Annotated in this window: 21 protein-coding genes and 1 pseudogene; 11 read left to right on the forward strand and 11 right to left on the reverse strand. The window is 65.6% G+C overall.

Going from position 1 to position 18,909, the window contains the following annotated elements; genetic code table 11:
- Nucleotides 1-53: 53 nt before the first annotated feature.
- From galE to dapD, 3 genes are read right to left on the reverse strand one after another with little or no spacing between them, the layout of a single operon-like run.
- Nucleotides 54-1,073, reverse strand: coding sequence for a UDP-glucose 4-epimerase GalE (galE, locus tag H9639_RS08270; protein ID WP_191807612.1), 1,020 nt, complete (start codon nt 1,071-1,073; stop codon nt 54-56).
- A 40-nt stretch (nt 1,074-1,113) separates the two neighbouring features.
- Nucleotides 1,114-1,986, reverse strand: coding sequence for a hypothetical protein (locus tag H9639_RS08275; protein ID WP_318242028.1), 873 nt, complete (start codon nt 1,984-1,986; stop codon nt 1,114-1,116).
- Between the two features lie 23 nt (nt 1,987-2,009).
- Nucleotides 2,010-2,981, reverse strand: coding sequence for a 2,3,4,5-tetrahydropyridine-2,6-dicarboxylate N-succinyltransferase (gene dapD, locus H9639_RS08280; RefSeq protein ID WP_191807613.1), 972 nt, complete (start codon nt 2,979-2,981; stop codon nt 2,010-2,012).
- A 33-nt stretch (nt 2,982-3,014) separates the two neighbouring features.
- Here dapD and dapE point away from each other — a divergent pair, with 33 nt between their 5' ends.
- Complete coding sequence (gene dapE, locus H9639_RS08285; protein ID WP_191807614.1) at nt 3,015-4,106, forward strand: succinyl-diaminopimelate desuccinylase; 1,092 nt, start codon at nt 3,015-3,017, stop codon at nt 4,104-4,106.
- 79 nt (nt 4,107-4,185) lie between these two features.
- Here dapE and H9639_RS08290 read toward each other — a convergent pair whose 3' ends face one another.
- The 4 genes from H9639_RS08290 to H9639_RS08305 all read right to left on the reverse strand — a co-directional run bounded on the left by H9639_RS08290 (nt 4,186) and on the right by H9639_RS08305 (nt 7,539).
- The gene (locus H9639_RS08290) at nt 4,186-5,058 is read right to left on the reverse strand and encodes an amino acid ABC transporter permease (protein WP_191807615.1); all 873 of its coding nucleotides are present in this window, start codon (nt 5,056-5,058) and stop codon (nt 4,186-4,188) included.
- Nucleotides 5,055-5,729, reverse strand: coding sequence for an amino acid ABC transporter permease (locus H9639_RS08295; RefSeq protein WP_191807616.1), 675 nt, complete (start codon nt 5,727-5,729; stop codon nt 5,055-5,057). The genes H9639_RS08290 and H9639_RS08295 overlap by 4 nt, the downstream gene beginning before the upstream one ends.
- A gap of 99 nt (nt 5,730-5,828) precedes the next feature.
- Nucleotides 5,829-6,668, reverse strand: coding sequence for a glutamate ABC transporter substrate-binding protein (locus H9639_RS08300; protein WP_191807617.1), 840 nt, complete (start codon nt 6,666-6,668; stop codon nt 5,829-5,831).
- Between the two features lie 88 nt (nt 6,669-6,756).
- Nucleotides 6,757-7,539 carry an amino acid ABC transporter ATP-binding protein gene (locus H9639_RS08305; protein ID WP_191807618.1) on the reverse strand — a complete coding sequence of 261 codons (783 nt, stop codon included), beginning with the start codon at nt 7,537-7,539 and terminating at the stop codon, nt 6,757-6,759.
- Between the two features lie 168 nt (nt 7,540-7,707).
- Between H9639_RS08305 and H9639_RS08310 the strand changes: the two genes are divergently transcribed.
- The 5 genes from H9639_RS08310 (at nt 7,708) to H9639_RS08330 (ending at nt 11,491) form a co-directional block, all read left to right on the forward strand.
- Nucleotides 7,708-8,478, forward strand: coding sequence for an LOG family protein (locus tag H9639_RS08310; RefSeq protein ID WP_191807619.1), 771 nt, complete (start codon nt 7,708-7,710; stop codon nt 8,476-8,478).
- A 33-nt stretch (nt 8,479-8,511) separates the two neighbouring features.
- On the forward strand, nt 8,512-8,901 hold the full coding sequence (locus tag H9639_RS08315; protein ID WP_191807620.1) for a DivIVA domain-containing protein: 390 nt from the start codon (nt 8,512-8,514) through the stop codon (nt 8,899-8,901).
- Nucleotides 8,898-9,473 (forward strand): DNA-3-methyladenine glycosylase I, encoded by a 576-nt coding sequence (locus H9639_RS08320; protein WP_191807621.1) that lies wholly within the window; start codon nt 8,898-8,900, stop codon nt 9,471-9,473. Before H9639_RS08315 ends, H9639_RS08320 begins: the two co-directional genes overlap by 4 nt.
- Nucleotides 9,474-9,658: 185 nt before the next feature.
- Nucleotides 9,659-9,826 (forward strand): DUF3117 domain-containing protein, encoded by a 168-nt coding sequence (locus H9639_RS08325; protein WP_083521353.1) that lies wholly within the window; start codon nt 9,659-9,661, stop codon nt 9,824-9,826.
- A gap of 66 nt (nt 9,827-9,892) precedes the next feature.
- On the forward strand, nt 9,893-11,491 hold the full coding sequence (locus tag H9639_RS08330) for a leucyl aminopeptidase family protein (RefSeq protein ID WP_191807622.1): 1,599 nt from the start codon (nt 9,893-9,895) through the stop codon (nt 11,489-11,491).
- Between the two features lie 37 nt (nt 11,492-11,528).
- Here H9639_RS08330 and H9639_RS08335 read toward each other — a convergent pair whose 3' ends face one another.
- Nucleotides 11,529-12,176, reverse strand: coding sequence for an O-methyltransferase (locus H9639_RS08335; protein ID WP_191807623.1), 648 nt, complete (start codon nt 12,174-12,176; stop codon nt 11,529-11,531).
- Nucleotides 12,177-12,520: 344 nt separating this feature from the next.
- Between H9639_RS08335 and sigE the strand changes: the two genes are divergently transcribed.
- The 4 genes and pseudogenes from sigE (at nt 12,521) to H9639_RS08350 (ending at nt 14,555) form a co-directional block, all read left to right on the forward strand.
- Nucleotides 12,521-13,126, forward strand: a complete 606-nt coding sequence (sigE, locus tag H9639_RS08340; RefSeq protein WP_191807624.1) for an RNA polymerase sigma factor SigE — start codon at nt 12,521-12,523, stop codon at nt 13,124-13,126.
- 5 nt (nt 13,127-13,131) lie between these two features.
- Nucleotides 13,132-13,224 (forward strand): annotated as a pseudogene (locus H9639_RS17265) (zf-HC2 domain-containing protein); the annotation flags it as partial.
- 57 nt (nt 13,225-13,281) lie between these two features.
- Nucleotides 13,282-14,055, forward strand: coding sequence for a hypothetical protein (locus tag H9639_RS08345; RefSeq protein ID WP_225219444.1), 774 nt, complete (start codon nt 13,282-13,284; stop codon nt 14,053-14,055).
- A 50-nt stretch (nt 14,056-14,105) separates the two neighbouring features.
- Nucleotides 14,106-14,555 carry a Sec-independent protein translocase family protein gene (locus H9639_RS08350; RefSeq protein WP_191807626.1) on the forward strand — a complete coding sequence of 150 codons (450 nt, stop codon included), beginning with the start codon at nt 14,106-14,108 and terminating at the stop codon, nt 14,553-14,555.
- Nucleotides 14,556-14,619: 64 nt separating this feature from the next.
- Here the strand turns inward: H9639_RS08350 and H9639_RS08355 are convergent, their stop codons facing one another.
- The 3 genes from H9639_RS08355 to H9639_RS08365 are packed head-to-tail and all read right to left on the reverse strand — an operon-like array spanning nt 14,620 to nt 17,650.
- The gene (locus H9639_RS08355; protein ID WP_318242029.1) at nt 14,620-15,774 is read right to left on the reverse strand and encodes a P-loop NTPase; all 1,155 of its coding nucleotides are present in this window, start codon (nt 15,772-15,774) and stop codon (nt 14,620-14,622) included.
- Between the two features lie 3 nt (nt 15,775-15,777).
- Nucleotides 15,778-16,371 carry a DUF1003 domain-containing protein gene (locus tag H9639_RS08360; protein ID WP_191807627.1) on the reverse strand — a complete coding sequence of 198 codons (594 nt, stop codon included), beginning with the start codon at nt 16,369-16,371 and terminating at the stop codon, nt 15,778-15,780.
- Nucleotides 16,364-17,650 carry a magnesium transporter MgtE N-terminal domain-containing protein gene (locus H9639_RS08365; RefSeq protein WP_191807628.1) on the reverse strand — a complete coding sequence of 429 codons (1,287 nt, stop codon included), beginning with the start codon at nt 17,648-17,650 and terminating at the stop codon, nt 16,364-16,366. The genes H9639_RS08360 and H9639_RS08365 overlap by 8 nt, the downstream gene beginning before the upstream one ends.
- 119 nt (nt 17,651-17,769) lie before the next feature.
- Here H9639_RS08365 and H9639_RS08370 point away from each other — a divergent pair, with 119 nt between their 5' ends.
- Entirely contained in the window at nt 17,770-18,702 is a 933-nt protein-coding gene (locus tag H9639_RS08370) for a general stress protein (RefSeq protein WP_191807629.1), read from the forward strand.
- The last annotated feature ends 207 nt before the right edge of the window (nt 18,703-18,909 follow it).

Raw genomic sequence — 18,909 nt, forward strand, 5'->3', positions numbered from 1 at the left:
CTTCTTCGGAAGGCGGCCCGCCCTTTTTGCCGTGTTACCGGCGGACGGACGGGTCAGGAGCCGGCAGCGTAACCCTGCGGGTTCTGCTTCTGCCAGTTCCAGTGGTCCCGGCACATGTCCTCGAGGGACCGTCCGGCGGACCAGCCCAGCTCGGCGAGGGCGGCTGAAGGATCGGCGTAGCTGACGGCCGCGTCACCGGGCCGGCGCGGCGCGAACTCGTACGGGACGTCCTTGCCCGCTGCCTTCGAGAACGCTGCCAGCACCTCCAGGACGGAGGACCCGTTGCCGGTGCCCAGGTTCCATCGTTTGACGCCCTTGCGGGCTGCAATGTAATCCAGTGCGGCCAGATGACCGGCGGCGAGGTCCATCACATGGATGTAGTCGCGCACTCCGGTTCCGTCCGGGGTGGGGTAGTCGTTGCCGAAGACCAGAACCTTTTCCCGGCGGCCAACGGCAACCTGGGCCACGAACGGCAGCAGGTTGTTCGGCACACCCGTGGGGTCCTCGCCGATGCGGCCCGATTCGTGCGCGCCCACCGGGTTGAAGTAGCGCAGCAGGGCAATGCTCCAGCGCTCGTCGGAGGCACCCAGATCGGCCAGGATGTCCTCGATCTGCTCCTTGGTCCGGCCGTAGGGGTTCACGGCGTCCATGGGCATCTTCTCCACCAGCGGCACTTCTTCGGAGGCGCCGTAAACGGTGGCTGAGGAGCTGAACACAATGGTGCGCACATCATGCCGGTCCATAACATCCAGCAGGTTCAGGGTGCCGGCAACGTTGTTCCGGTAGTAGTACAGCGGTTTCGCAACCGACTCGCCGACGGCCTTCAGCCCGGCGAAATGGATGACAGCTTCCGGGGAGTACTTGGTGAAAACGTCCTCCAGCGCCTGCGGATCCAGCAGGTCAGCCTGCACAAACTCAGCGGTGCGCCCGGACAGTTCCTGGACCCGGGTAAGGGATTCGGTGCTGGAATTTGCCAGGTTGTCCAGCACCACGACGTCGTGGCCAGCCTGCAGCAGTTCCAGTGTGGTGTGGGATCCGATGTAGCCGGTTCCTCCGGTGACTAGTATTCGCATGCTCCCAGCCTACTGGGTGCAGCCTGCTGGTCCTGAAGGACTATCCGGCGCCCACGGGCGCAACATGCACGGCGACCTGGGAAGCAGAGGCATCAGAGCCGGCCCATTCGCCGGTTCCGCGGCTCCAGGTCCTGGAGTCATAAGAGACCTCATTGATGCCCAAAGCGCGGGCATTGGCCACCGCCCAGTGCGCCAGCGACCAGCCGTACTCGCCGGAGGCACCAACCAGGAGCACATCACCGAGCACCACGGCCTGCTGCGTGCCGTAGAGCGTGGAGAGTGCGGCGAGGACGCTTTCCGCATTGCCCGCGCTCGTGGCGGGATTCAGCACACAGGTCAGGGCGGCCGGCGACTGGCCGGTCAGGGCTGAGGCAAACGCCCGGCCCTCGGGTTCATGGTCTGCATAAGCATCCGGGTAGGCACTGCGCTGGACGGTCTGGGCAGCGGCCGTGATCGGCAGCTCCTGATATCCCGGCACCTTCACCAGGACGTCATAAAAGGCATTGGCGGCGTAGACCGGATCCATGATCTGTTCCTCGGTGCCCCACCCCTGGGAGGGACGCTGCTGGAACAATCCCCGGGAATCGGGACCGGCCTCGTCACCGTAATCGATATTGCGCAGACCCGACTCCTGGACGGCCGTTGCCAGCGCAATCGACGCCGCCCGCGGGGGGAGCCCGCGGGTGACGGCGACGGCGGCGATTGTGGCGGCGTTGGCGGTTTGTTCCGGGGTGAGCTGCCAGGAGCTGTCATTCACCGCTGCCGTGCAGTGTTCGCGCAGCGGGCGGTCCTCGCCGGAAGTACCGGCGAGGACCAGGAGATAGAGTGCCGTGGCGGCCGCAGCGGCCCCCGCCGTGAGGATCACCGTTACCCGCCGCCTGCGGGTAAGCAGCTGCGGGCTGCGGGGGTTCACTGCCAGTTCTCCGGTTGCGCGGCCTAGTTGGCGTGCAGTGCCGCGTTCAGTTCCACGGTGCGGGCCAGCCGGGGGAGGACCTCGACGGCGCCGGTCACGGAGTTGCGGCGGAACAGCAGGCCCGGAACGCCGGAGAGCTCGGCGGCCTTCAGCGTGCGTGCCTCACCGGATTCCGGTTCCACCACGCTGACCCGGGTTCCGGCCGTGATGTAGAGGCCGGCTTCGACGACGCTGTCGTCCCCGATGCTGATGCCAACTCCGGAGTTCGCCCCCAGGAGTACCCGTTCTCCGACGGTGATCCGTTCCTTGCCGCCGCCGGAGAGGGTGCCCATGATCGAGGCTCCGCCGCCGACGTCGCTGCCGTCGCCAACCACCACGCCTGCGGAGATGCGGCCCTCAACCATGGACGTGCCCAGGGTGCCGGCGTTGAAGTTTACGAAGCCCTCGTGCATCACCGTGGTGCCTTCGGCCAGGTGCGCGCCGAGGCGGACCCGGTCGGCGTCGGCAATGCGCACTCCGGAGGGCAGGACGTAGTCCACCATCCGCGGGAACTTGTCCACGCCGTACACGGTAACCGCTCCGCGGGCACGCAGGCCCACGCGGACCTGGTCGAAGCCGGCAACCTGGCAGGGACCGAAGTTGGTCCAGACGACGTTGGGGAGGACACCGAAGACGCCATCGAGGTTGATGGTGTTCGGTGCCGCGAGCCGGGCGGAAAGCACATGCAGGCGGAGGTAGGCATCGGCTGTGTTCTCCGGAGCCGCGTCCAGGTCGATCTGTGCCTCGATGACCTCGCCGCGGGTGCCGCGGACCTCGTCCGTCATGGCAGCGGCGGCCTTGGCCAGTTCGGCGGCCAGTGCGGTATCGGCTTCAAAAGGAGTCAGCTGCGGCTTCGGGTACCAGACGTCAAGAACGGTGCCGTCTGCGGCTACGGTAGCCAGTCCAAGGCCGGAGGCGGGGCGGGCGGTCAGGGCTGAAGGGGTGCTGGAAGTCATGGGATCCACTCTACCGAGCGGTAGTCTGGTCCGGTGACTGTATTACCTGTGAACCGCCTGGACCTGGAGGGCGACGTTGCTGCCCTCACCGCCGCCCTGCTGGACATCGAAAGTGTCTCCGGCAACGAGGCTTCCATCGCCGACGCGGTGGAGTCCGCCCTCCGTGCGCTGGGCCGGCTGGAGGTGGTGCGCGACGGCGATACGGTCATGGCGCGCACGAACCTGGGCCGGTCCGAGCGGGTCATCCTGGCCGGCCACCTCGACACCGTGCCCCTGCCCTCCGTGCCGGGGTCCCGCGGTACCGTGCCCTCGAGCTGGGAAGGGGAGGTGCTGTACGGCCGCGGAGCCACGGACATGAAGGGCGGCGTCGCGGTTCAGCTGGCGCTCGCAGCCCAGCTGGCCGAGCCCACCCGGGACGTCACCTATATCTTTTACGACCACGAGGAAGTTGACGCCGCCCTCAGCGGACTGGGCCGGGTGGCCAGGAGCTACCCGGAGTGGCTGAAGGCGGATTTTGCAATCCTGCTTGAACCCACCGACGGAACGGTCGAAGGCGGCTGCAACGGAACCATGCGCTTCCAGGCCCGGACCACCGGCAAAGCCGCGCACTCGGCCCGCGCCTGGATGGGGGAGAACGCCATCCACGGCGCCGCAGAGATCCTGGTCCGGCTGCGCGACCATGAACCGGCGACCGTCCGGGTCGAAGGCCTGGACTACCGCGAGTCGCTCAACGCCGTCCGCATCAGCGGAGGAACTGCTGGAAACGTCATCCCTGACGCGGCCATGGTGGAAATCAACTACCGGTTCGCTCCGGACAAGGATCTGGCCCAGGCCGAAGCCTATGTCCGGAACCTGCTGGAGGGCTTTGACCTGGTGGTTACGGACGCGTCCGCCGGGGCCCGGCCCGGGCTGGACCGGCCGGCTGCGGCCAGTTTTGTGGCAGCCGTGGGCGCGGAACCGAAACCCAAGTACGGATGGACCGACGTCGCCCGCTTCAGTGCCCTGGGCGTTCCGGCGGTGAACTTCGGGCCGGGCGATGCCCTGCTGGCGCACTCCGACAATGAGCATGTGGAGGCGGAGGCCATCCGCGGGTGCCTGCGGGCCCTGCGGACCTGGCTGGACTAGTTTCCAGCCGGCCCGCAACGTGAAAGGTTCCCTCCCGGTGATCCGGAAGGGAACCTTTCACGTTGGCGGGGTGTCCCGGCTAGCGTGCCGGGGCGGGAACCCCTTCAGGTTCCACATTGTCCTCGGTCCGCAGGAGCTGACCGGACCGTGCGCCGAGACGCCGGGAAAGGCGCTGCGCGGCGAACGTCAGGATCATGTTCAGGACAATGAAGATCGCGGCGGTGACCAGCAGGGCCGGAAGGATATTTCCCTCGCCGGAAGCCAGGCGGCGGGCGTAGGCCAGCAGCTCGGTGTAGCCGATGAAGGTACCCAGGGCGGAGTCCTTCAGGATCACGACAAACTGGCTCAGCAGCGCCGGGAGCATGGCAACCAGCGCCTGCGGAACCTCGATGGCGCGCAGTGACTGGCTCCGGGTCAGGCCGATTGCCAGCCCGGCTTCCCGCTGTCCCTTGGGAAGGCCGAACACACCGGAACGCACCAGCTCTGCAATGACCGAGCCGTTGTAGAGGGTCAGGGCCAGCACAACCGCCACAAACGGTACGTCGGCCGACGGCACCGGAGTTGACTTGGACAGGAACTGATAAAAGAAAATCATCATCAGCAGCACCGGGACGGCGCGGAAGAACTCCACGATCACGCCGGAGGTCCAGCTGATGGCCTTAATGGAGGAAAGGCGTCCGAGGCCGAAGATGAGGCCGAACAGGATCGAGGTGACGATCGCGACTCCGGCAGCGCGCAGGGTGGCAAGCAGGCCCGGCAGCATAAAGTACTGCCAGGTGCGTCCCTCGAGGAACGGAAGCCATTTTGCCGGTTCGAACTGGCCCTTCTCTGCCAGTCCGTTCACGATCAGGGCGATCAGGCCCAGGATCAAAAGGATCCCGAGGATGTTCCCGATCATGATCCGGCGCCGGGCCTTGGGGCCGGGCGCGTCGAAAAGGACACTCTGGCTCATCGGGCCACCGCCAGTTTCTTCGAGGCCCAGGTTGTCAGCAGGCCGATCGGGATCACGATGAGCACGAAGCCCAGTGCGAAGGTCAGGAAGATCTGAGTCATCAGGTCCGGCCGGAACTCAATCATGGTCTTCATCAGGCCGGACGCTTCCGCCACGGATGCCGTGGCGGCCACCGTGGTGTTCTTGGCCAGCGCGATCAGGACGTTGCCCAGCGGGGCAATGGCGCCGCGGAAAGCCTGCGGCAGGATGATCAGCCAGGCGGCGGGCAGGAAGGAAAGGCCGATGGAACGTGCTGCCTCGGCCTGGCCCAGGGGAACGGTGTTCACTCCACTGCGGATTGCCTCACAGACGAATGCTGCGTGGTAGACCGACAGGGACAGGATGGCGATCCGGAAGAAGTTGAGGTTGAAGTCGCTGGACAGGCTGACCTGGAGCTGGGACCACAGGGCCAGGGCACCGAAAACCATGATGATCGTCAGCGGAGTGTTCCTGAAAATGTTCACATACGCTGTGCCGAACCAGCGCAGGCTGGCTATGGGGGAGATGCGCATAATGGCCAGCACGGTGCCAATCACCAGAGACCAGATGCCGGCCCAGAACGTCAGTTGGATGTTGACCCAGAAGGCCCCGATGACGTCGTATTCGCCGAAGAGCTCGAGGAAACCTTCCATATGTCACCTCTTCCATAAAAAATAATGTGCGGAGTTCAGGGCAGGGCCGCAGCCCTGCCCTGAACTGTGCCGCCGAAAACCCGGCGGGGGTTGGTGAGGTTAGGCGCAGTCAGCCGGCGTGGGCGGGTTCAGCGAAGCATTGAAGGTGTAATCGGCACCCTCGGTGTTCGCCTTGATGGCCTCTTCCCAGGCGCCGTCGTCGATCATCTTCTGGATAGCGGCGTTGATGTCTTCACACTTGTCGCTGCCCTTCTGGATGCCGACGCCGTACTGCTCTTCGGAGAAGGTGTTGCCGACAACCTTGAACTGGCCCTTGTTCGCTTCGGTGGAGGCGAGGCCGGCAAGGATGATGTCATCGGTGGTAACTGCGTCAATCGAGCCGCCCTGCATGGCGGTGACGCACTCGGCGTAGCTCGGCTGTTCCATCAGGTTCACCTCGGACGCCAGGGTGTCCTTGATCTTCTGGGCGGAGGTGGAACCGGTGACGGAGCACAGGTTCTTGCCGTTGAGGTCCTCGGGGCCCTTGATATCGGTGTTGTCGGAGCGGACCAGCAGATCCTGGCCGGCCACGAAGTACGGGCCGGCGAAGCCGACCTTTTCCTTGCGGGTATCGGTGATGGAGTAGGTCGCGAAGATCATGTCGACCTGATCGTTCTCGAGCATGTTCTCGCGCTGGGCGGAGGGCGTCTCGATCCATTCGATCTGGTCTTCGCTGTAGCCGAGCTCGCCGGCGACGTACTTGGCCACATCGACGTCGAAGCCGCTGTAGGAGCCGCCTTCGTCAAAGCCGAGGCCCGGCTGGTCGAACTTGATGCCGACGCGGATCTGCTCGGCGTCGCCGGAGCCGGCGCTGTCGCTGCCGGAGTCCCCGCCGCAGGCGGAAAGGGTCAGTGCAGCTGCGGCAGCCATGGCGGCTGCGGCGTAGCGGGTCTTGCGCATTTTTTCTCCTTGCATTGCGGCAGGGTCCAGGCGGATCCTGCCTTGCCTCAAAGGGTTGGTGAAAAACTATTGCGGTGCGGTGGGAGCTCTAGTGGGCCAGGATCTTGCCGAGGAAGTCCTTGGCACGGTCGCTCTTCGGGTTGGTGAAGAATTCCTCGGGGGTTGCCTGCTCGACGATCTGGCCGTCGGCCATAAAGATCACGCGGTCCGCGGCCTTGCGGGCGAAGCCCATTTCGTGGGTCACCACGATCATGGTCATCCCCTCCTGGGCCAGCTCAACCATGGTGTCCAGGACCTCGTTGATCATTTCCGGGTCCAGAGCTGACGTCGGCTCGTCGAAGAGCATCACCTTCGGCTTCATGGCCAGCGCACGGGCGATTGCCACACGCTGCTGCTGCCCGCCGGAAAGCTGGGCCGGCAGCTTGTTTGCCTGGTTGTCGACGCCGACCCGCTTGAGCAGGGCCATGGCGTTCTCCTTGGCCTCAGCGGACTTGGTCTTCTTGACCTTGACCGGGCCCAGTGCCACGTTGTCCAGGATCGATTTGTGGGCAAAGAGGTTGAACGACTGAAAAACCATGCCGACATCGGCACGCAGCTTCGCCAGGGCCTTGCCCTCGGCGGGCAGGAGTTTTCCATCAATGGTGATCTCGCCGTCGTCAATGGTTTCCAGACGGTTAATCGCCCGGCAGAGCGTCGATTTCCCCGAACCGGACGGGCCAATCACCACAACCACTTCGCCGCGTGAAACGTCTAGGTTGATATCCCGCAGCACGTGGAGGTCCCCGAAATGCTTGTTAACGTTTTTCAGCGAAACGAGGGGTGCCGCGGCTTTTTCAGGTACAGGCTGCCCTGGTGTTGTGTCACTGGTCATACGTAGAAGATAGCGAACAAATCAAGGCGCTGTGCCCCGCATCACTCCGCGGCGCATAAATCGTGACTCAAGAGAAACAAACAACAACGGAGAAACCGGCCGGCGCCGGGGTGTTTGCGGAAGGGCCGGAGTGGGAGCCGGGACACACCTTGCCGTTAGCCTAGGAGGATGGCAATCAGCGACGAGCAAGACCTCTCCAGTCCGGTATCACCGAAACGCCGCGGACCGGTGGAACTCCGCAGGGGGCAGGCGCGGGTGCAGCAATCGGACCGGTTCCTCCTGGATACCCAGGATGGAACGCACTTCACCCACACTGATCCCTGGCGGGTACTGCGGATCCAGAGCGAGTTCGTCGAGGGGTTCGGAACGCTCTCCGAACTGGGGCCGGCGGTCAGCGTTTTCGGGTCCGCGCGGAGTGTGCCGGGCTCACGCTGGTACAAGACCGCGGAGCAGGTGGGCAGGCTGCTGTCCGAAGCTGGCCTGGCCGTTATCACCGGAGGCGGGCCCGGGTCGATGGAAGCAGCTAACAAGGGCGCTGTCGAAGCCAAGGGTGTATCCGTAGGGCTGGGAATCGAGCTGCCGTTCGAAACCGGGCTCAACGACTGGGTCGACCTCGGAATAAACTTCCGCTATTTCTTTGTCCGCAAGACCATGTTCGTCAAGTATGCGCAGGGCTTTATTGTCCTGCCCGGAGGCTTCGGCACCCTGGATGAACTGTTCGAAGCGATGACCCTGGTCCAGACCCAGAAGGTGACCTCGTTCCCGATTGTGCTGATCGGTACTGATTTCTGGAGCCCGCTCCTGGAATGGGTCCGCGGCAGCCTGCTGGAGGAAGGCATGATCTCGGAAAAGGATCTGAAACTGCTTCACCTGGTTGATGATCCCGCGGAGGCGGTCCGACTGGTTGTGGCAGACAGTGCCGGCCATGTTTCGCTCTAACTGCCGGGCAGGACAACCGGGGTCGATGAAGCAATGATGATCCTGCTCGCGTTCCTTGCCATCGCCGTGGTTGGCGCGGTGGCTGTGTTCGTGGCTGGCCGGAGTGGTCCCGGCGGGTGGCGGCGTGCTGCCGCCCCGGAGGCACCGGAGCGGCATGATGCCCGGCGTTTCCCGGCCACTGCCGGGCTCGCTGAACCCGACCCGCGGCTGCCTCCGGTACTTCTGCCGGAACGGCCGGTCGCTGCGGACGTTGCCGATCTGCGGTTCTCGGTCGCACTGCGCGGCTACCGGATGGACGAGGTGGATGAAGTCCTGGAACGCCTGGCCGCAGCCCTGCTGGAACGAGATGCCGCCCTTGCCGAACTGCGGGCAGCAGACCGCATGCAGGTTTCCGGCGAAGTCCGCCCGGAGCAGCCCGAATGACGCCGCAGCCGGGGCCGGACGGGCAGCTGCGCTGCCCGTGGGCACTCGCCAGCCCGGATTACCTTGTCTACCACGACGAGGAATGGGGCCGCCCGGTAGCCGGTGAGGCAGCACTGTTCGAGCGGCTCAGCCTGGAGGGTTTCCAGGCCGGCCTGAGCTGGATCACGATTCTGCGCAAGCGGGAGGCCTTCCGCGACGCGTTCCGCGGTTTCGACCCAGCCGTCGTCGCCCGGTTCGGCGACGCGGAAACGGAGGAACTCATGGCCACCCCGGGGATAGTGCGCAACCGCGCCAAAATCCAGGCCACGATTTCCAACGCCCGCGCCTTGCTGGCACTCCCGGCGGGAGAATCCCTGGAGATCCTGCTGGAGGCACACCGGCCGCAGCCCGGGCCGGCTCCCCGGACGACAGCGGATGTTCCGGCATCCACCCCCGAATCCATCAGCCTGTCCCGCGTACTCCGCGCCAGGGGATTTCGTTTTGTTGGCCCGGTCACCGCCTATGCCATGCTCCAGGCCACCGGGTATGTAAACGACCATTTGGCCGCCTGCAGTGCCCGCGGAAGCTGCTGATTTACCGCCCGCTAATCACCCGATTGTGGTGTCAGACACACCGGAATTTCGCCTGCTTAGCACTTGTACGGAATAATGATCAAAAATGCAGCTTGGTGCCCTAAGCAACGGCACTGATCGGCAGCAGTACAGGTGACTACTCGGGGAATAACCCCGCAGTGCACTTTTGAAAGGGGAACTTCAAGATGGCTGCGATGAAACCGCGTACGGGTGATGGACCCATGGAGGTCACCAAGGAAGGGCGCAGCCTGATCTTGCGGGTGCCGATCGACGGCGGCGGACGCCTGGTTGTGGAGTTGAACGCAGAGGAAGCCGGCAAGCTCAAGGAATGCCTCCTCGGCGTCACCGGCTAGGCTGGGTGCATGCGTCCTTCCAGGCAAGTTTCCAAGCCTGCGGGTTCCGTTCAGGCTCCCCGCAGGATGTCCCTCACTGCTGTTTCCGCGCTTCCGCCGTATCCGGGTGAGCCCGGCGCGGAGCGGGTTTTGGAACCTCAGCCCGGCGAAGGTGTGGACGTCCTGGTTGTGGGCATCGCCCCGGGGCCGGCGGCGGAATCTTCCCAGGAAGGCGCACCTGCAGGTGCCAAACCGGTTCCGGAACCGCGCAGCGGTGCTGTCGAGGCCGCTGTCCGCTACGGCGTCGACGTCGCCGCGCGTGCCGATGCTGCCGGAGTTACCGGCCGGGCAGGGGAGCGCCTGGTGGTGGAACCGCCGCGCGGGTCCACCGGCCTGCCTGGAAAACTGATCTGCCTGGGTGTCGGCGACGAGTCCCACCAGAGTCTTCGGCGGGCCGGCGCCGCATTGGCACGTGCCACCTTCGGAGCGCAGAAAATACGCACCAGCGTGGTGGACGGACTGACACCCCAGGCACAGCAGGCCTTCCTGGAGGGATACTTCCTGGGCGGCTACCGTGCCCCGAAAACCGGCCTCTCCGACTCAGCCAAACCCATGGCCGTGCAGATGGAGGTCACCGGCCTGAACCCCCAGGCGCTGGCCCTGGCTGAAATCAGTGCGCGGGCCGCCTGGCTTGCCCGTGACCTGACAAACACACCGCCGGACATTGCGACGCCGGAGTGGATGGCCGCGCAGAGCCGCTCGGTCGCCCAGGCTGCCGGACTTGAATTCGAAGAATGGGATCCTAAGCGGCTGGCTGCTGAAGGCTTCGGCGGTCTCACCGCTGTGGGATCCGGGTCCGCAAACGGCCCGCGGCTGGTGCGGGTCACGTACCGGCCAACCGGGTCAAAGGACACGGAATCCGGCGGCGTAGTCCTGGTGGGAAAGGGCATAACCTTCGATTCAGGCGGCATCTCACTGAAGCCGCGCGAATCCATGCCCGCCATGAAAATGGACATGGCCGGCGCAGCCGTTGTCCTCTCGGCCGTACAGGCCGCAGCAGAGCTTGAGCTTCCGTTCGAGGTGACCGCGCTGCTGGCCCTGGCGGAAAACGCGATCGGCGCGGCATCCTACCGGCCCGGGGATGTGGTCAGGACCTGGAACGGCACCACCGTGGAAATCGGCAACACCGACGCCGAGGGCCGGATGGTCCTCGCCGATGCCCTCGCGTATGCAGCAGGCCGGCTGAAGCCGGAGGCCTTGATCGATGTTGCCACCCTGACGGGCGCTGCGGCGCTGGGGCTGGGCAAGCGCCACGCAGCGCTGTTCGGCAACGATCCCGGGCTGCTGACCGCGTTCGAGGCTGCTGCCAGCAGTTCCGGCGAGCCGCTCTGGCAGCTGCCGCTGGTGCCGGACTACGACTACCTGCTGGAGTCCGATACAGCCGACCTGGCGCATGTGGCTCCGGTGGGCGCCAAAGCTGGAGCAGGCGCTATCCTCGGGGCGCTGTTCCTGGAGAAGTTCGTTGACGGCAGACCGTGGATCCACCTTGACATAGCCGGGCCCATGGAAGCCGCGGGCGACAGCCACGAGTACGCCAAGGGTGCCACCGGATTCGGTGCCCGGCTGCTCATCGCTTTCCTGCGCGCCCGTGCCGCCCGCACACTGGCGGGATTCAGCGCCTCCTAGGGCGCTGACCTGCCGCTGCCCATGGGGTGGGCTGCCGCTACCGGCGCGCGGGCTGAACCTTGACCGCGAGCAGGAGGCCGTCGCCGGTGGGCAGGAGTGCGGAGACCAGGGAATCGTTGTCCCGGATGGCTTTGCCCACCTGACGCATCGTGTTGGTCAGCGGTTCCCGCGCGGCCGGGTCCGCGACCCGGCCGTTGTCGAGGGCCCCGTTGACAATGAGCAGCCCTCCGGGCTTCAGCAGCCGGACGGCCTGTTCGGTATACACGGGGAAGGACGCTTTGTCCGCATCAATAAAAACCAGGTCATAGGCGTTGTCGGTGAGCCGCGGCAGCACTTCAGCAGCGCGCCCGGAAATGGTCCGGGTGCGGTTTCCCGGAATACCCGCTTCCGAATAGGCCAGCCGGGCAGCCCGCAGATGGTCGACGTCGGAATCAATGGTCGTCAGGACGGAGTGGGGTCCCAGTCCGCGAAGCAGGCAGACTCCTGAAACACCGGCACCCGTTCCAACCTCCACAACCGTCTGCGCCTTGGCGGAAGCAGCCAGAACTGTTAGGGCTGCACCCACCCCCGTGCTGACCGGATGGACACCGAGTTCGTGGGAACGCTCGCGTGCGCGGAGCAGCACTTCATCCTCGAAGGGCAGGGCCTCCGTATAGGACCAGTTGGTCTGCTTGTCGGCGCTCATCGGTGTACGTCACTTTCGATTGGGGGAGGCAGGGAGAAGCTGGGAACAGAGGTAGGAAAATCAGCAGGGATGCAGCAGTGGCAGCCGGGTGGGATGGACGGCACTGGACTGCTTTACCAGCTTAAGGCCAGCGGTGCTGCAAACCCTGCTGGCGCGGCCGTGCCGCGGATCCTGTCGTCGGGAATCACGGGTCAGGGAGCCGTCACTTGTGTGCCGAACCACGGCATGCTAACAGCGAACTCCCAGAATCATGCGCGAACATTGATGCTGAAGCTGGCGATCAGAGCCTGCCCGGACCGCTGACGGTTCCGGCAGCTGACTTGCGCTTTGAAGGGAGGAAGACCATGACCGGGACACTTGACGTTTCAGCGGACGCAGCCGCAGATTGGGTGCGTCCGACCTGGGAAGAAGTGGTGCAGGCGCACTCCGCGAAGGTCTACCGCCTGGCGTACCGCCTGACCGGCAACAAACACGATGCAGAGGATCTGACCCAGGAAGTGTTTGTCCGGGTCTTCCGGTCGCTGGCGAACTTCCAGCCCGGCACTCTGGACGGCTGGCTCCACCGGATCACCACCAACCTCTTCCTGGACCAGGCGCGGCGCAGAAGCCGGATCCGGTTCGACGGCATGAGCGAGGAAGCTGAAAGCCGGCTTCCCAGCCCGGGACCGGGGCCGGAGCGGAGCTTCGAATTTAACAACCTCGACGTCGACATCCAGCAGGCATTGGAAGAGCTTCCCCCGGATTTCCGCGCAGCCGTTGTGCTCTGTGACCTGGAGGGACTCTCCTACGACGAAGTGGCCCGTGCCCTGGGCGTCAAGCTTGGCACCGTCCGGTCACGGATCCACCGGGGCCGCACCATGCTGAAGGAAAAGCTGGCCCACCGGGATCCCACCCAGCGGCGAAGCCCCGCCGTCAGCCTGAAAATTCCCCGCGTGGTTGGAGCCGGATAGAACATATGCGCCATCCACGACGCCATATCCGTGAATTCCTTGATGCGGAACTGTCCCAGCGCAAAAGGGCAGCAGTCCAGGCCCACTTGGAGCGCTGTGCACCGTGCCGTTCACTGCTTGAAGAGGAACGGCGTTTGCGCAGCCGGCTGCGGTCCATGAGCATCCCCCGGCCGGAGGAGGACCTGGCGCGGCGCATCATGGCCGGCGGCGCGTCCCTGCCCGCCGCAGAGGAGACGAAACCGCCGCGGACCCGCGCCCGTTACGCCGTCGCCGTCGGCAGTATCCTGACCCTCGTCTCGGGCTTTGTCCTGGCCGGCGCCTATGTGCTGGGTACTTTGGCCGAGGAGCCCCTCTCCGCTCCGCAGCAGGCCCACCTGCTGGCCGGGTGGAGCCAGGTGGCGGAGAACGAGCCTGCCGAGCTTTCCAGGGAGCAGCTGCAGAAACTGCGTGAAGCCGGCTGGTCATGCCCGGAGCTCAAGGAACTCGGATTCACCCTCGAGGAAGCCACCGCCACGCATGTGGCGGGCCAGCCCGCGGTCGCCCTGGTGCTGGCCCGTAACGGGGAGAAGATTACGCTCTATGAGCAGCGCCCGGGTGACGGTGAAACGAATGCCGGTGTGGTCCTGCACGCCGTCACCGAGCGGCCAGTCACGGAGGAGGGCTTCACGCTGCAAACCGGCAATCCCACCACGTCACCGAGGGTCTGGCAGGATCCAGCGAAACCCGGCCAGGCCGTGCTGTCCACCGGAAACGTTACGTACACCCTGGCGTCATCTGCACCCAGGGAAGTGGTTGCCGGTGCGGTCAGCGAATTGTCGCTGACCGAGTCTGCCCGCCTGCTGGTGCCGTCCAAAGGCCGGGATTCCGGACCAATGGACACGGTGATGCGCGGGTTCTCCCTGCTGGCCGGCGCCGGACGTTCACTTTGAGTCCACTCTGGAAGTCGCTTGAACCGAGCAGGAAAAGGTAACCTTCAGAAGTGTTCGGAATTAATGGCTATGAGCTGATCGTCCTGGCAATCCTTGCCGTGGCCGTTCTCGGTCCCGAGCGGCTGCCCGAATACGCCTCCCAGCTTGCCCGGCTGGTCCGCGAACTTCGACGGATGGCCACCGGAGCACGTGAGCAGCTGCGCGAAGAAGTGGGACCGGAAATTGATGAGGTGGACTGGCGCAAGCTGGATCCACGCCAGTACGACCCGCGGCGGATCATCAAGGAAGCCCTGCTGGACGACATTGAAGAAGCCGTCCGCCCGGCTCCCCGGCAGGGGACCTCCGGGCATCCCGTGCGCACTCCCGCTGCGGCCGGACCAGCGGCCGCTGCCGTGGCTACGGGAGCGGCAGCAGCCGTACAAACTTCCCCGCCGCCCGTACAGCGCATCGAGCGGCTCGCCGCAGGGGAGACAGCTCCCTTTGATGTGGAAGCAACCTGACCGTCTTTCCGAACACAGAGCCCTGAACACAGAGCCCTGAACGCCTGGCCGAAACCGCGCGCGGTCAGCCGCGCGGGGTGACCCCGAGGCTCTTTCCGGCGAGTCCCCGCGGACGGCGGGCCAGGCCCTGGGCGATGCGCCGAAGCTCCCCGCCGGCTGTGCCGTCCTGCACTGCGGATTCCGTCAGCACAACCGGAAGTCCTGCGTCCCCGCCCTCGCGCAGGCGGACGTCGAGGGGGATGCTGCCGAGCAGCGGAACCTCGTAGCCGAGCACACTGCCCAGCCGCTCGGAGACGATCGCACCGCCGCCGGAACCGAAGAGCTCCATCCGTTCCCCGTTCGGCAGGCTCAGCCAGGACATGTTCTCGATGACTCCGGTGACTTTCTGTCCTGTCTGCGCGGCCACGGTGCCGGCGCGTTCGGCAACGTCTGCGGCCGCAGCCTGCGGGGTGGTGACCACCAGGATTTCGGCCGAGGGCAGCAGCTGTCCCACGGAGATGGCGATGTCCCCTGTGCCCGGGGGCAGGTCCAGCAGCAGCACGTCGAGGTCACCGAAGTACACATCGGTGAGGAACTGCTCCAGGGCCCGGTGCAGCATCGGCCCGCGCCAGGCCACCGGCTGGTTGCTGTCCAGGAACATACCGATGGAAATCGTCTTGATGCCGTGGGCCACCGGCGGCAGGATCATCTCATCCACCCGGGTGGGGGATGCGGTGATGCCCAGAAGGCCGGGGACGGAGAATCCGTGGACATCGGCGTCGACCACACCCACCCGCAGCCCGGAGACAGCCATTGCTGCCGCGAGGTTGACCGTGACGGTGGACTTGCCCACGCCGCCTTTGCCGCTGGCCACCGCATAGACGCGGGTCAGGGAATCCGGGCGGCTGAAGGGAATTCCGCGGGCTCCGCCCGGTCCGCGGAGCAGGGTCTTGAGCTCTTCGCGCTGCTCCGGGCTCATCACGTCCAGGTCAACGTCCACGGAGGTGATGCCGGGGACGGCGGCCAGCTCGCGTTCGACGTCGCCGGTGATGGTTCCGCGCAGCGGGCAGCCCGCGATGGTCAGGAGGACGGAGACGCGGGCGGCTCCGGCGTCGTCGACTTCCACACTGCGCAGCATGCCGAGTTCGGTAATGGGACGCCGGAGCTCCGGGTCGATCACCCGGTCAAGGGCGGTCCGGGCCTGCTGCTCCAGAGTTTTGCCCAGGTTGTTCACGGGCACTGCTTATTCCTCTTTCATGCCGGGCGTGATTCTGGGAAGCGACGCCGTTGCGTCCGGCCCCCGGCGTCGCTGGTTGCGGCGGCCGGAGTCATCCCGGCCGTCATTCGCCTCCAGGAGTTCCTCCAGGAGGCCGCGGATCTCGGAACGGACGTAGTCGCGGGTCGCTACCTCACGCAGCGCGATGCGCAGCTCGGCGATCTCCCGCGTGAGGTATTCGGTGTCCATGAGGTTGCGTTCGGCGCGTTCGCGGTCCTGGCGCATGGAAACCCGGTCCCGGTCGTCCTGCCGGTTCTGGGCCAGGAGCAGCAGGGGAGCGGCGTAGGAGGCCTGGAGGGAAAGCATCAGGGTCAGCAGCGTGAAGCCGAGTGCCACGCTGTCAAAGCGCAGGGAAACCGGCCCCCAGGTGTTCCAGCCCAGCCAAACCACGCAGAAGACGGTCATGTACAGCAGGAACTGCGGGGTACCCATAAACCGGGCAAAATTCTCGGTGGCGTGGCCAAACGCATCGGGGTTGGGAGACAGCCGCGGCAGCCACCGGGTGCGGGCGGTCCGCGGGGTGTCCAGGCCATCGGTACGGGGGCGGTTTTTCTCAGCCATTCTTCCTTCCCTGCCACATGATGGGGCCGGTGTCGTCGGAGGCACGCCAGTCGTCGGGGAGGAGGTGGTCCAGCACATCGTCCACCGTTACGGCTCCCACCAGCCGGCCGCCGTCGTTCACTACCGGCAATGAGTTCAGGTTGTACGTCGCGAGCATGCGGGAGATCTCGCTGATGTCCGCGTAGTCACGGACCGGTTCAAGGTCAGTGTCCAGGATGTTTCCCAGCGCCTCCGGGGGAGCGGCCCGCAGCAGCTTCTGGATGTGCACCACCCCGAGGTACCGTCCGGTGGGGGTTTCCAGCGGCGGACGGCAGACATAAATGGAAGAAGCCAGGGCGGGGGTGAGCTCTTCCTTACGGACGTGAGCCAGGGCCTCAGCGACGGTTGCCTCCGGCGGAAGGATGACGGGCACCGGAGTCATCACCGAGCCGGCGGTGTCCTCTTCGTACTCCATCAGTCGGCGCACATCGCGGGCGTCTTCGGGCTCCATGAGCTGCAGGAGTTCTTCTTTCTGTTCCTCCGGCAGCTCGTTCAGCAGGTCGGCGGCGTCGTCCGGATCCATTTCTTCCAGGACATCGGCTGCGCGCTCCAGGTCCAGGGACTGCAGGATCTGGACCTGATCGTCGTCGGGGAGTTCCTGCAGGACGTCGGCTAGGCGTTCATCCTGGAGTTCGCTGGCCACTTCGATGCGCCGCTTGCCGCTCATCTCATGGAGCGCCTCGGCGAAGTCGGCTGCCTTCAGGTCATCGTGCTGGGCAACGAACTGAGTGGCGGCCTGGGGGCCGGAGATGTCCCAGCGGTAGATCTCAGCCCAGTCCACGATCAGCAGTTCGCCGCGCCGGCGCAGTCCGCGAAGCCGTGAGGTCTGTCCGCCGCGGCGGACGAAGAGGCTCGAGACATGCCAGTCTCCGGCCCGGTTCTGCTCAATGGCAATGTCCTCGACAGTGGCTTCTCCGCCGCCGTCGGCCAGAATCACCTTGCTGTCGAAGAGCTCGGCGACAACCAGCATTTCCGCGCCGCGCTGCTGGAAGCGGCGCAGGTTGACCAGTCCGGTGCAGATGATCTGGCTCGGATCCATGGACGTGATCCTGGTGATCGGCACGAAAACCCGTTTCTTGCCCGGGACCTCCACCACGATTCCGACCGCCTGCGGGGGTCGGCCGGCGCCGCGGTCCAGGACGACGGCGTCTCGAAGGCGGCCCAGACGGTCCCCGAGCGGATCGAAGACATCCAGGCCGAGCAGCCGTGCGATGAAGACGCGGGTAGGATTTGTGCTCACCCTTCTTAGGCTACTTGGCAGCGGCAGGATCGGCGTATTGCGGCGCTGCCAACCGGGCAGACGTTCACTGCGAGCGATACATCGACCCACAACCGGCCCACGTGCGAAAGAATGGTGGAATGTCGAACCTATTTGGTGGATCACCGCAGCGGGACCCGGGACGCAACCTGCCCCGCGGGGAACTCGTGGGCCGTTACACCGCGTACCTGGATGCACAGAAGGCGGTGGACTATCTTGCTGATTCCAAGTTCCCCGTCCAGCTCGTCTCCATCGTCGGCAACGAACTGAAGTCTGTGGAGCGGGTGACCGGCCGGCTCTCCTATCCCCGGGTAGCGTTGTCCAGTGCGGCCACCGGCGCCTGGTTCGGCCTCTTTGTAGGGCTGGCCTTGATGCTGTTCGGCGGGGGAGACTCCTATATCTCGCTGATTCCGTCCATGGCGCTCGGCGCTGTGTTCTGGCTGCTGTTCGGAGTGCTGGCATATGCGTTCCAGCGTGGACGGCGGGATTTCACTTCCACCAGCCAGGTCATAGCGACCAGTTACGACGTCGTAGTGGCGCCTGAAGCGGCCAACGAAGCACGGCGTCTGCTGCAGCAGCTGCCCATGGTGGGGCAGAGCGGGCATCCCGCGTCTTCGGCGGGTCAGCCGCCGTACCAGCCGCCGCAGGATCAGCCGCCCCACCAGAACCCCCAGGGCCCTCAGCAGGGGCAGGCGCCGCAGCGCCCGTCCACGTGGGCGGATCCTTACGGCGCCCGCAGCGCGGGGAACCCCGGCGAAACAGTGTCCAGCGGGGCAGGTGCCCACGCTGCCGGAACTCAGGGGCAGCCCGCCGATCAGCAGCAGGCGGCTGCCGGGCAGGCACCGCCCCGGGGACAGTTCCCCGACCTGCCTGACGGCCGGCCACGGTACGGTGTCCGGCTTCCGGATGCTGTCCCCCCGGGCCAGAACGACACCGGAGCTGCTCCCGCCCCCGCTGTCCCGCAGGATGATGCTCAGCCACCCGCGGCCCCGTCGGATGGTGCGGAGCCGGACCAAAAGAACGAGAACCGCTGACCTTTCTGTTCTTGTGAACAGCTGGGGCAAGTGCCCGTGTGGGGGATCCCGGGTTGTGATGGCGGGCAGGTCCTAGCGTCGTCGGTGCAGACTTTTCGGCGGGATGTGCTCCGTTTTGGGACAAATCGACCGCGGCGGGACTTTCCTGCCGTGGCGCCGCGCAGGAAAGTCCCAAACTGGCGGGTATGTCCCTAACCGGAGGGTTTT

Origin of the sequence: Arthrobacter gallicola (assembly GCF_014836775.1) — a bacterium.
GTDB lineage: Bacteria > Actinomycetota > Actinomycetes > Actinomycetales > Micrococcaceae > Arthrobacter_B > Arthrobacter_B gallicola.

Bases quoted from the DNA above. Each gene is read 5' to 3' on its own strand.
- dapD (WP_191807613.1), bottom strand. From the start codon at position 2,981: ATGACTTCCAGCACCCCTTCAGCCCTGACCGCCCGCCCCGCCTCCGGC.
- H9639_RS08290 (WP_191807615.1), bottom strand. From the start codon at position 5,058: ATGAGCCAGAGTGTCCTTTTCGACGCGCCCGGCCCCAAGGCCCGGCGC.
- H9639_RS08315 (WP_191807620.1), top strand. From the start codon at position 8,512: ATGATGATCCTGCTCGCGTTCCTTGCCATCGCCGTGGTTGGCGCGGTG.
- H9639_RS08300 (WP_191807617.1), bottom strand. From the start codon at position 6,668: ATGCGCAAGACCCGCTACGCCGCAGCCGCCATGGCTGCCGCAGCTGCA.
- H9639_RS08330 (WP_191807622.1), top strand. From the start codon at position 9,893: ATGTCCCTCACTGCTGTTTCCGCGCTTCCGCCGTATCCGGGTGAGCCC.
- H9639_RS08370 (WP_191807629.1), top strand. From the start codon at position 17,770: ATGTCGAACCTATTTGGTGGATCACCGCAGCGGGACCCGGGACGCAAC.
- H9639_RS08345 (WP_225219444.1), top strand. From the start codon at position 13,282: ATGAGCATCCCCCGGCCGGAGGAGGACCTGGCGCGGCGCATCATGGCC.
- H9639_RS08310 (WP_191807619.1), top strand. From the start codon at position 7,708: ATGGCAATCAGCGACGAGCAAGACCTCTCCAGTCCGGTATCACCGAAA.
- H9639_RS08295 (WP_191807616.1), bottom strand. From the start codon at position 5,729: ATGGAAGGTTTCCTCGAGCTCTTCGGCGAATACGACGTCATCGGGGCC.
- H9639_RS08305 (WP_191807618.1), bottom strand. From the start codon at position 7,539: ATGACCAGTGACACAACACCAGGGCAGCCTGTACCTGAAAAAGCCGCG.
- H9639_RS08360 (WP_191807627.1), bottom strand. From the start codon at position 16,371: ATGGCTGAGAAAAACCGCCCCCGTACCGATGGCCTGGACACCCCGCGG.
- H9639_RS08320 (WP_191807621.1), top strand. From the start codon at position 8,898: ATGACGCCGCAGCCGGGGCCGGACGGGCAGCTGCGCTGCCCGTGGGCA.
- sigE (WP_191807624.1), top strand. From the start codon at position 12,521: ATGACCGGGACACTTGACGTTTCAGCGGACGCAGCCGCAGATTGGGTG.
- galE (WP_191807612.1), bottom strand. From the start codon at position 1,073: ATGCGAATACTAGTCACCGGAGGAACCGGCTACATCGGATCCCACACC.
- H9639_RS08325 (WP_083521353.1), top strand. From the start codon at position 9,659: ATGGCTGCGATGAAACCGCGTACGGGTGATGGACCCATGGAGGTCACC.
- H9639_RS08335 (WP_191807623.1), bottom strand. From the start codon at position 12,176: ATGAGCGCCGACAAGCAGACCAACTGGTCCTATACGGAGGCCCTGCCC.